Source organism: Terrabacter sp. RAF57, from assembly GCF_052113925.1.
GTDB lineage: Bacteria > Actinomycetota > Actinomycetes > Actinomycetales > Dermatophilaceae > Terrabacter.
Genome location: NZ_JBFRDT010000010.1, coordinates 138222 through 148753 on the forward strand (window position 1 = coordinate 138222; position 10532 = coordinate 148753).

Here is a 10532-nt window from a genome sequence, read left to right on the forward strand (position 1 = left end):
TCACTCCACCCCCAGCAGCACGGGGTAGACCGCCTGCCCGCCGTCGAGGAGCGAGACCTCGATGCCGTGGTGGGCGACGCGGGCCTCGGCGGTCACGGCGTCGAGCAGGCCGTCGGGCGCGTCGACACCCGCCACGACCGTCAGGAGCTCACCGCCACTCGCGAGCAGCCGCTGCACGACCTGCCGGGAGACGTCGAGCTGGTCGGAGCCGACGATGACGACGTCACCGTCGACGACGCCGAGCACGTCACCCGCCTCGCACGGACCGCCGCTCGTGAGCGCCGCCCGGTTGGCCACGGTGACCGCGCCGTGTCGGGTCGCCGACGCCGCCGCCTGCATGGCGAGCACGTTGGCCGACGCCGCGGCGGTCGGCTCGAAGACGGCGAGGGCGGCGATGCCCTGCACGGCCGTGCGGACGTGGACGAGGTGCGCCTCGATGCCGTCGTCGGCCACCGCACGCACGGCGGCGGCAGCGGCCAGGAGCGTGTCGCCGTCGTTGGGCAGGACGACGACGCCCGAGGCCCCGCGTGCGTGCTGCTGGCGGATGGCGTCGATGAGACCCCCGGTCGAGGCGCGCCGACCGGGTCCGGAGCGGACCACGACCGCGCCGGCGTCCTCGAAGAGCCCCTCGAGACCGACGCCGGCGGCGCACGCGACGATCGCGGCACCACGGACCGCCGAGGTGCCGGCACCGTCGACCCGCGCACCTCGAGTGCCGTGGCCGTGCTCGTCGGTGAGGCGCGTGATGCGCACCCGGTGCGGGCGGCCGGCCTCGATGCCGGCCTCGACGGCGGCGCCTGCGTCGTCGACGTGGGCGTGGACGTTCCACTCCCCGTCGCCGCCGACGACGAGCACCGAGTCGCCGAGCTCGACGAGGCGGGCGCGCAGGGCGTCCACCGCGGTGTCGTCGGAGTCGCGCAGGAGGTACATCACCTCGAACTCCGGGATGCCGGGGGTCTCGGCGCCGTCGGCCGGTCGAGCCGCGCTGAGCGCCGCGCTCCGGGGGTCGGGCCGGCGTCGGGAACGTCGGTCGGAGGCGTCGGACCCGGAGCGAGCGCGCTGGCCGGCGCAGACCCGCTCGAGGCACTCGAGGAGCACGACGAGCCCGGCTCCCCCGGCGTCGACGACGCCGGCGCGGGCCAGCACCTCGAGCTGCTCGGGGGTGTGCTCGAGGGCCTCCCGGGAGGCGTCGAGAGCCGCGAGCGCGACGGCGTGGACGCCGACGGGTCCATCGCCTGCTGCTGGGACACCCGGGTCGGCGTCGTCGGCGCCGTCGGCGACGGCATACGACCCCGGTGCGGTGGACCCGGCGGCCCGGGCGGCGGCCTCGGCCATGGCGCGGGCCACTGTGAGGATGGTCCCCTCCTTGGGGTCCGTCACGGCCTGGCGGGCGCGCTGCTCTGCGTGCTGCAGCCCCTCGGCGAGGACGCGGCCGTCGATCTCGGCTGCCCCGGCGCAGCCCTCGGCGAGTCCGCGGGCCAGCTGGCTGAGGATGACGCCGGAGTTGCCCCGGGCGGTCCAGAGCAGGTGGCGGGCGAAGACGGCGAGCAGGGCGTCGGCCGTCGTGACGTCCGCGGTGGCCAGGGTGCGCTCGACCGCGCCGTCGAAGGTGAGGTAGAGGTTCGTGCCCGTGTCGCCATCGGGGACGGGGAAGACGTTGAGGGCATCGATCTCGGCGCGGCGGGCCGCGAAGAGCGACCGGGTCAGCACGGCCCACCGGCGGACCGCGACGAGGTCGAGCAGGCTGAGCGGCCCGTCGGGCGGCGGCGCTGCGCCGGGCATCGGACCTCCTGCTCGTCGTGCGTGTCCATCGGCCTGCGGATCGGCTCGCCGATGCTCGGCAGGCTAGCGCCTCGTCCGGACGGTCGCATGCACCAGTCCCGTGCCGCACCGGCGTCGGGGGCGCGCGCCCACCGCCGGCTTCTTCGAGGTCGAGGCGGCCGGCCTGCGCTGGCTCGGGGAGGCGCAGGGGCGCGGCGGCGCCCGCGTCGTCGAGGTCCGCGGCGTCGGTGCCGGGCACATCGACCTCGTCCGGCTGCACCCCGCTCGTCCGACGGAGGAGGCAGCCGAGACCCTCGGGCGGGGCCTCGCCGTGACCCATGCTTCGGGTGCGCCGGCCTTCGGGTCTCCCCCGGCGGGCTGGACCGGTGACGCCTGGATCGGGCGCCAGACGCAGACAAACGACCCGACGCCGACGTGGGGCCTGTTCTACGCCGAGCAGCGGGTGCGCCCTTTCGTGCGCCGGGCCCTCGACCGCGGTCACCTCGACGCGGCCGGGGCCCGCACCGTCGACCGCGTCTGCGACCGGCTGGCGTCCGGCGACCTCGACGACGACCGACCCCCCGCTCGCATCCACGGCGACCTGTGGGCAGGCAACGTCGTGTTCACGGCCGACGGCGCCGTCCTCATCGACCCGGCCGCGCACGGCGGGCACGGGCTCACCGACCTCGCGATGCTGGCCCTCTTCGGCTGCCCCGGCCTGGGCCGCGTCCTCGCCGCGTACGAGGAGGCCGCCGGACTCCGCCCGGGGTGGCGCGAGCTCGTGGGCCTGCACCAGCTGCACCCGCTCGCCGTGCACGCGGCGTCGCACGGACCTGCGTATGCCGCCCAGCTCGTCGAGACGGCCCGGACCTTCGTATGAGGCGGGCTCAGTGGGGTGCTCACGCCGTTTTGTCGTCCGAGCATCTCGTCGGCTACGCTTTACCGGTTCCCCCCGTGACTGCGGGGTGACGCGCGCCCTCGTGCGTCTGCCCCGATCCAGTGGTGGAGCTCAGCACTTCGTCAACATCGAATTTCAGGAGATACCCGTGGCTGCCAACTGCGACGTCTGCGGCAAGGGACCGAGCTTCGGTCACAACATCTCGCACTCGCACCGCCGCACCAAGCGCCGCTGGAACCCCAACATCCAGCGCGTTCGGACGCTGGTGGACGGTGTGACGCCGAAGCGACTCAACGTCTGCACCTCCTGCCTCAAGGCGGGCAAGGTCGTTCGCTGAACGTCCCTCACCAACGCTGAAGGCCGGTCCCCCGAGGGGGCCGGCCTTCGTCGTGCCCGCCGGGTGCGGGTCGAGGTGACCGCCGCGTCCGGGCGCGACGGCATACCTCGTCGTGCGGGTGATCGCGCACCGGCTGTCGCCCGGGCGCACGGGCTGCGCGATCTCGCGCCCGACCTCGAGCCGCGAGCCCGCCGCTCCGGTCAGGCGCCGCGGAAGTGGTCCCAGCCGGTGTGCGTGACGACGCGGCCGCCGACGAGGATGCCCCCACCCTCATCGGCCCCGGGAGCCCGGACGGACCCGATGGCCCGCCAGCCGACGGGCAGAGACCCACGCGGGAAGGTCGCGAGCAGCGAGTGCTCCTCGCCGCCGGCCAGCACGCAGTCGAGCGCGGCCTCGGCTCCGAGGGCCTCGGTCAGCGCGTCGACGTCCGCGGCGAGCGCCCGCGGGTCGAGGTCGATGACGACGCTGCTGGCCCGGGCGATCCGCCCCCCGTCGCGCAGCAGGCCGTCGCTGAGGTCGAGCATCGCCGTGGCCCCGGCGGCCGCCGCCTCGGGCCCCGCCGCGAGCGGGGGCTCGGGACGTCGCTGACGGGCGACCGCGACCGGGTGCCGCTCGACGGCGTCGGCCCGAAGCAGGCGCAGGCCCGCGTCGGCGAGGCCGAGCGACCCGTGGACGGCGAGGACGTCCCCGGGCCTCGCCCCCGAGCGGAGCACCGGCTCGCCGTCGAGGCGGCCGAGCGCCGTGACCGACACCATGACGACCCCGGGCGGCGCCGACGAGAGGTCCCCGCCGAGCACGGCCACGCCCGCGGCGGCACACGCCTGCGCCAGGCCGCCCACGTGGTCGAGCACCCACTCCAGCGACAGGTCGGGGTCGGCGACGAGCGTGACGAGGATCCCCGTGGGCCGGCCGCCCATCGCCGCGACGTCGGCGAGGTTCTGGGCCACGACCTTGTGCCCGATGTCCGCGCCGGAGGACCACGCGTCGAGCCAGTCACGGCCGAGGACGACGGTGTCGGTCGTGGCGATCGTGCGCTCGGACGTGCGCAGCACCGCGGCGTCGTCACCCGGGGCCACGAGCAGCTCGTCGGTGCCCGGGAAGGCCGGGAGGATGCGCCCGAGCAGCTCGTCCTCGTCGAGGTCTCGCAAGGGCGTCCCGCCCGTCATCATCGGCCCACGCTGGAGCCGCTGCCCGTTCGGCACGGATCACACACCCTTTCGGTGGACGGCCGTCTCAGGCCCCCGGTTTCCATGGGACGTGAGGCCCCATGGCAAGGTAGCGTCAGGGCACGGTCGCAGTCACACTGGGACCTGCCGTTCCGAGCGGTCGGGCCAGCGCGTCGCGCCCGTGCACGACCGTCCAACGATCGACACACAGTGAGGTGACACGTGGTCCAGGCCTACATCCTGATCCAGACCGAAGTCGGCAAGGCCGCGAGCGTGGCGGAGGCGATCGCGGGCATCTCGGGCGTGACTCTCGCCGAGGACGTCACGGGTCCTTACGACGTCATCGCCCGCGTCGAGGCCTCCAACGTCGACGACCTCGGTCGTCTCGTCATCGCCAAGCTCCAGGACGTCCCCGGCATCACCCGGACCCTGACCTGCACGGTCGTCCACGTCTGAGGCCAGCCCCCTGACCGGACGCCCGTACCTCACGACGGCGGCGCTCATCGGCGCCGCCGTCGTGCTGTCCGCGTGCAGCCGCGCCCCCGAGGTGGCGCTCGCGCCCCGGGCGTCGGCGCCGGTCTGCGCCTCGGCCCGGTGGCCCGGTGACGTCAGCGGCCACGCGAGGGTGGCGACGCAGCCCGACGACGGGTCGGTGGCGGCGTGGGGCGACCCGGCGCTCATCGCCCGCTGCGGGCTCGACCCCCTCGGCCCGACGACCGACGACTGCGTGACCGTCGACGGCGTCGACTGGGTGGTGCGCCCCCTCAGCGACGGGTCGGTGGCGACGACCTACGGCCGCGACCCGGCCATCGAGGTGCTGGCCCCCGGGGCCTACGGCGCGGTGCCGCTGCTGCTGCCGGCCTTCACCGACGTCGCGAAGTCCCTCCCGGTCACCGGTCGCCACTGCTCCTGAGGGCGTATGCCGTGTGGCCGGCCCGGCCGTCCCCGGAACGTGCCCGGTCGGCCCGGTTCAGCGCAGGCCGGTGCGCCGCTCGAGGGCGAGCGAGATCAGCTCGTCGATGAGGTCGGGGTAGTCGACGCCCGAGGCCGCCCACATCCGCGGGTACATCGAGTGCGGCGTGAAGCCCGGCATCGTGTTGATCTCGTTGATGAGCACCCGGCCGTCGTCGGTGTAGAAGCAGTCGACGCGCGCGAGCCCCTCGCAGCCGAGCGACTCGAACGCCTCGGCGGCGAGCCGTCGGACCTCCTTGGAGATCTCCTCGGGCACGTCGGCGGGACAGGTGAGGTCGACGTCGGCCTCGGCGAGGTACTTCGCCTCGAAGTCGTAGAAGCCGTGGTTGTCGTGGACCGCGACCTCGCCCACCTCGGACGTGCGCGGCCCGGACGTGCCGTGGCCCTCGAGCACGGCGCACTCGATCTCACGGCCCGCGATCCCGGCCTCGACGAGGACCTTGGGGTCGTGGTCGCGGGCCACCTCGATGGCGGCCTGGAGCTCGGCGGGGTCGTCGACCCGGGTGATCCCCATCGACGAGCCGGCCCGGGCGGGCTTGACGAAGAGCGGGTAGGCGAGACCGGCGCAGGCGTCCATGGCGGCGGCCGGGTCGGTGCGCCACGCGCGGTCGGTGATGACGGCATACGGCCCGACGGGCAGCCCGTGGCCGGCGAAGACGACCTTCATGTAGTGCTTGTCCATGCCCGCGGCGGACGCGAAGACGCCGGAGCCGACGTAGCGCACGTCGGAGAGCTCGAGGAAGCCCTGGAGCGTGCCGTCCTCGCCGAACGGCCCGTGCAGCAGGGGGAAGACGACGTCGACCTGGCCGAGCTCCTGCGGCGGCCGGCCGGCCTCGAGCGAGGTGAGCGAGCTCTCGCGCGTCGAGAGCGGCAGGACGACGTGGGCGGCGCTCGGCTCGACCTCGGGGGTGCGCCCGGCCGTCAGCTCGAAGCGGCTCGGCTCGTCGGCCGCGAGGACCCACTGCCCGTCGCGGGAGATGCCGATCGGGATGATGTCGTACTTGCTGCGGTCGATGGCGCGCAGCACCCCGGCAGCGGTGGCGCAGGAGACTGCGTGCTCCGAGGAGCGCCCTCCGAAGACGATGGCGACGCGGGGGCGGCTCGGCAGGTCGGGCTGGGGCTGGTCCGTGGTCATCAGACGAGACTCTATCGAAGACCGTGGGGGCCCCTCGTACCCTGAGGGCGTGGGCACCGAAGCGGATTCGCAGCACCTGCACGTCGACACCTTCCTCGTGGCGTCGGGACGCCCCGAGCGCTCCCCCGGCTCGCCCGCGAACGTCGCCGTCGAGCTGACGTCGACGTATGCCGCGGACGGGCCCGTCAACTACGCCCGCTCGGGCAACCCGACGTGGAACGCGTTCGAGGAGGCGCTCGGCGGCCTCGAGGGCGGTCACGCGCTCGTGCACGCGTCGGGCATGGGAGCCATCTCGGCGGCACTCGGGCTCGTCCCGGCCGGCGGCACGGTCGTCGCCCCCGACACGACGTACAACGGCACCGGCGACCTGCTCGTGGCCCACGAGAAGGCCGGCGGCACGGTCGTCCGCGTGCACGCCACCGACACGGCCGGCTTCGTCGCCGCCCTCGAGTCGGCCGACCTGCTCTGGCTCGAGTCGCCGACGAACCCGCTCATGGACGTCACCGAGCTCGACGTCGTCCTCGCCCGGTCACGTGAGCTCGGCGTGACGAGCGTCGTCGACAACACCCTCTCGACTCCGCTGCTGTGCCGGCCCCTCTCGCTCGGCGCCGACGTCGTCGTGCACTCCGTCACCAAGTACCTCTCGGGTCACAGCGACGTCGTGCTCGGCGCGACCGTCGTCGCCGACACCGAGCGCGGGCGCGCGATCGGCGATCGGCTGCGTCGCCACCGCACCCTGCACGGGGCGATCGCCGGACCGATGGAGGTCTTCCTCGCGCTGCGCGGGCTGCGAACGCTGTCGGTGCGGTTCGAGCGGGCCAGCGCCAGCGCGGCCGAGCTGGCCCGCCGCCTCGAGGGCCATCCGGCCGTGGAGCGCGTGCGCTACCCCGGCTCGGGCGCCATGGTCTCGATCGACGTGGCCGGTGACGCGGACGCCGCCGAGCGGGTCTGCGCCTCGACGCGTCTCTGGCTGCACGCGACGAGCCTCGGCGGCGTCGAGTCACAGCTCGAGCGCCGCCGGCGTCACCCCTCGGAGTCCGAGCAGGTGCCGGTCAACCTCGTCCGGCTGTCAGTCGGCATCGAGCACGTCGACGACCTGTGGGCCGACCTCAGACAGGCGCTCGACCACGCCTGACGCGAGCCGGCGGGCGGCACACGCCCTCAGTGCTTCTCAGCCTTGAGGTCACGTGACATGAGGCGCGGGCCGACCTCGCTCGCCGAGTGACCGTCACGGATGACGGCGACGACCTGCTCGCAGATCGGCATGTCGACGTCGTGCTGCCCGGCGAGCGTGAGGATCGACTCGCACGACTTCACGCCCTCAGTCGTCGTGCGCAGCTCGGCGGTCGCCTCCTCGACCGTGCGGCCGCGCCCGAGCCGCACGCCGAAGCTGTGGTTGCGCGAGAGCGGCGACATGCACGTCGCGATGAGGTCTCCGACGCCGGCGAGGCCCATGAAGGTCTGCGGGTGCGCGCCGAGAGCCAGGCCCAGGCGCGTCGTCTCCGCCAGACCACGGGTGATGATCGTGGCCTTCGTGTTGTCGCCGAACCCCATCCCCTCGGCCATGCCGGACGCGAGCGCGACGACGTTCTTCGTGGCCCCGCACACCTCGGCGCCGATGACGTCGGTGTCGGTGTAGGGCCGGAACCACGGGGTCGCGCAGGCGCTGGCGACGCGCTCGGCAGTCGCCATGTCACGGCACGCGACGACGCCCGCGGCCGGCTGGCGACGGGCGATCTCGGGCGCGAGGTTGGGGCCGGACACGACGACGATGCGGTCGGTCGCGATGTCAGCGGCCTCGGCGATGACCTCGCTCATCCGCATCGTCGTGCCGAGCTCGACGCCCTTCATGAGCGACACGACCGGGGCGCCGGTGGGGATCGAGGCGCCCCAGCGGGTCAGGTTGTCGCGCAACGTCTGCGACGGCACGGCGAGCACGACGACGTCGGCCCGGTGGAGGGCCTCGGCCGGGTCGACGGTGGCGCGGACGGCGGACGGCAGCTCGAGCTCGGGCAGGTAGGCGTCGTTGCGCCCGGCGTTGATCGCGTCGGCGACCTCCGGTCGACGCGCCCACATCGTCACGTCGCACCCGGCATCGGCCAGGATCATCCCGAAGGCCGTGCCCCAGTTGCCACTGCCCATGACGGCGACGCGAGCCGTCACGACGGGCTCCCGTCCCGGCCGCGGTGACGCTTGGCGCGCCCGATCTCGTGGTGCCCCAGGGGGTCACCGATCTCGGGGACGCCGTGGCTGCGCGGGTCGAAGCGCTCGGTCGGACGCTTCTCGTCCCGGAGCACCTCGAGCAGCCCGGTGATGCGGTCCATGAGCCGGTCGGTGGCCTCGCGCAGCACCTTGGTGTCGATCGGGCGGTCGTAGAGGTCGGAGAGGTCGACGGGCGGACCGGCGTACATCATCATCGTCTTGCGCGGGAAGAGCGAGGGCTTGTGGCCGTAGGGAGACAGGATCTCCTGAGCGCCCCACTGCGCCACCGGGATCAGGGGGCAGCGCGTCTCGAGGGCGACCCTGGCGGCGCCCGTCTTGCCCCGCATCGGCCACAGGTCGGGGTCGCGCGTGATGGTGCCCTCGGGGAAGATCCCGAGCGCCTTGCCGGCGCGCACGCCCTCGACCGCGGCCCGGTAGGAGTCGGTCGCTGCGGCGGAGTTGCGGTAGACAGGGATCTGTCCGCACTTCTTGAGAAGCCAGCCGACGAACGGGATCGCGAAGAGGCTGTCCTTGCCGAGGAAGTAGGCCTCGCGCCCGCTGTCGAACATGAAGTGCGCGAAGACGAGCGGGTCGGCGTAGGAGATGTGGTTCGTCGAGACGACGAAGCCGCCCTCGGCCGGGATGTTCTCGAGCCCGCGCCAGTCGCGCTTGGTGACCCGCATCAGCAGCGGCCGGAGCAGGAGGGCCACGAGCCGGTAGGCCCACGGCAACCGCCTCTTGGGTGCGCCGGCAGTCACGGTGTCACGTCCTCCTCGTCGTGCGCACGCCGGTCGACGTGGCTGGGCTTCATCTTGTCCACCTCACGGCGCGGTGTCGAGCAGCAGGGCGGCGAGTGGGACGATATCGCCAGCATGACGACCTCCTCGCACGCGCACCCCCCGGCAGAGCCGTCCGCCGGCTGGCACGTCGTCGTCCCCGTCAAGGACACGAGCCACGGCAAGTCGCGCCTCGCCCGCGCCGTCGGCTCGGACCGCGCCGAGCTCAGTGCCGCGATCGCGACCGACACGCTCGCCGCGGCCGCCGCGGCCGTCGGGGCGGACCACCTCGTGCTCGTGACGAGCGACGCGGGCCTGGCGGCCAGGTGGCGTACGCGTGGGGTGCACGTCGTGGCCGACCCGGGCACCGGGCTCAACGAGGCCGTCTGCGCCGGTATGCGGCACGCCGGGCCGGGCGCCCGCGTGGCCGCCCTGCTCGGTGACGTTCCCTCGCTCGACGCCGCCTCGCTGCGGTCGGCGCTCGAGGCCGCTGCGTCCGTCGAGGAGTCGTTCGTGCCCGACGCGGACGGCACGGGCACGGTCCTGCGCTGCGGCCGCGGCTTCACGCCACGGTTCGGCACCAACAGCGCCGCGCGTCACGAGGCCGACGGAGCGGTGCGCCTGGTGCTGCCGCTCCCCCGACTGCGCACCGACGTCGACGACGCACGGAGCCTCGCGCGGGCGCGCCGGCTCGGGCTCGGCCCGGCGACACGCACCGTCCTCGAGCACCGGGGATCTGGTTGGATCAGGAGCATGCAGGCCACCGTCCACCGCTTCGACCCCGAGACCCACACCGGGAGCGTGCTGCGCGACGACGGCGTCGAGCTGCGCTTCGAGGCACCGGCGTTCGAGGCGAGCGGGCTGCGCCTGCTGCGCCTCGGCCAGCGCCTCACGGTCGAGGTCGTCGACGACCTCGTCATCGCGCTGCACATCGTGGGCGTCGGGCCGGGCCAGCCCATCCGCTGACGCACGCGTGGGCCCGACCGTCGCCGGTCGGGCCCACGTCACGTCCGGCGACGCCCGTGCCGGGCGCCGCGTGGCCTCACCTCGAGGCGGTCTTCCTGGCCGTCGTCTTGCGGGCCGTCGTCGCCTTCTTGGCCGCCGTGGTCTTCGTGGCAGCGGCCTTCGTCGTCGTCGTCTTCGCCGCGGCCCTGGCCGGGGCGGCCTTCGTCGCCGTGGCGCGCTTGGCCGGAGCAGCCTTCGTCGCAGCGGCCTTCGTCGTCGTCCTCTTCGCCGCCGCCTTGGCCGGGGCGGCCTTCGTCGCCGTGGCGCGCTTGGCCGGAGC

General features: G+C 74.2%; 12 protein-coding genes. 7 read left to right on the forward strand and 5 right to left on the reverse strand.

Annotated elements, in window-relative coordinates; all coding sequences use genetic code 11:
• Positions 1-1782 (reverse strand): DAK2 domain-containing protein, encoded by a 1782-nt coding sequence (locus AB4Y83_RS13280; protein ID WP_442297156.1) that lies wholly within the window; start codon positions 1780-1782, stop codon positions 1-3.
• A 100-nt stretch (positions 1783-1882) separates the two neighbouring features.
• On the opposite strand from AB4Y83_RS13280, the gene AB4Y83_RS13285 reads away from it, so the two are divergent.
• Both AB4Y83_RS13285 and rpmB read left to right on the forward strand, forming a co-directional pair.
• Entirely contained in the window at positions 1883-2641 is a 759-nt protein-coding gene (locus tag AB4Y83_RS13285) for a fructosamine kinase family protein (RefSeq protein WP_442297157.1), read from the forward strand.
• 166 nt (positions 2642-2807) lie between these two features.
• The gene (gene rpmB / locus AB4Y83_RS13290; protein ID WP_020142801.1) at positions 2808-2996 is read left to right on the forward strand and encodes a 50S ribosomal protein L28; all 189 of its coding nucleotides are present in this window, start codon (positions 2808-2810) and stop codon (positions 2994-2996) included.
• Positions 2997-3196: 200 nt separating this feature from the next.
• On the opposite strand, the gene thiL is transcribed toward rpmB, so the two are convergent.
• Positions 3197-4165: a thiamine-phosphate kinase gene (thiL, locus tag AB4Y83_RS13295; protein WP_442297165.1), complete on the reverse strand. Its 969-nt coding sequence runs from the start codon at positions 4163-4165 to the stop codon at positions 3197-3199.
• Between the two features lie 219 nt (positions 4166-4384).
• Here thiL and AB4Y83_RS13300 point away from each other — a divergent pair, with 219 nt between their 5' ends.
• Both AB4Y83_RS13300 and AB4Y83_RS13305 read left to right on the forward strand, forming a co-directional pair.
• Positions 4385-4618, forward strand: a complete 234-nt coding sequence (locus tag AB4Y83_RS13300; RefSeq protein WP_020142803.1) for an Lrp/AsnC family transcriptional regulator — start codon at positions 4385-4387, stop codon at positions 4616-4618.
• A 169-nt stretch (positions 4619-4787) separates the two neighbouring features.
• Positions 4788-5075, forward strand: a complete 288-nt coding sequence (locus tag AB4Y83_RS13305; protein ID WP_442297158.1) for a DUF3515 family protein — start codon at positions 4788-4790, stop codon at positions 5073-5075.
• Between the two features lie 57 nt (positions 5076-5132).
• Here the strand turns inward: AB4Y83_RS13305 and AB4Y83_RS13310 are convergent, their stop codons facing one another.
• Positions 5133-6269 (reverse strand): D-alanine--D-alanine ligase family protein, encoded by a 1137-nt coding sequence (locus AB4Y83_RS13310; protein ID WP_442297159.1) that lies wholly within the window; start codon positions 6267-6269, stop codon positions 5133-5135.
• A 49-nt stretch (positions 6270-6318) separates the two neighbouring features.
• Between AB4Y83_RS13310 and AB4Y83_RS13315 the strand changes: the two genes are divergently transcribed.
• Positions 6319-7404, forward strand: a complete 1086-nt coding sequence (locus tag AB4Y83_RS13315; protein ID WP_442297160.1) for a trans-sulfuration enzyme family protein — start codon at positions 6319-6321, stop codon at positions 7402-7404.
• Between the two features lie 26 nt (positions 7405-7430).
• Here AB4Y83_RS13315 and AB4Y83_RS13320 read toward each other — a convergent pair whose 3' ends face one another.
• Together AB4Y83_RS13320 and AB4Y83_RS13325 are read right to left on the reverse strand one after the other, a co-directional pair.
• Entirely contained in the window at positions 7431-8432 is a 1002-nt protein-coding gene (locus AB4Y83_RS13320; protein WP_442274870.1) for an NAD(P)H-dependent glycerol-3-phosphate dehydrogenase, read from the reverse strand.
• Positions 8429-9229 (reverse strand): lysophospholipid acyltransferase family protein, encoded by an 801-nt coding sequence (locus AB4Y83_RS13325; RefSeq protein WP_442274871.1) that lies wholly within the window; start codon positions 9227-9229, stop codon positions 8429-8431. The genes AB4Y83_RS13320 and AB4Y83_RS13325 overlap by 4 nt, the downstream gene beginning before the upstream one ends.
• Before the next feature lie 114 nt (positions 9230-9343).
• Here AB4Y83_RS13325 and cofC point away from each other — a divergent pair, with 114 nt between their 5' ends.
• Positions 9344-10213: a 2-phospho-L-lactate guanylyltransferase gene (cofC, locus tag AB4Y83_RS13330; protein WP_442297161.1), complete on the forward strand. Its 870-nt coding sequence runs from the start codon at positions 9344-9346 to the stop codon at positions 10211-10213.
• Positions 10214-10269: 56 nt separating this feature from the next.
• On the forward strand, positions 10270-10532 hold a 263-nt coding region (locus tag AB4Y83_RS13335), incomplete at its 3' end, for a hypothetical protein (RefSeq protein WP_442297162.1).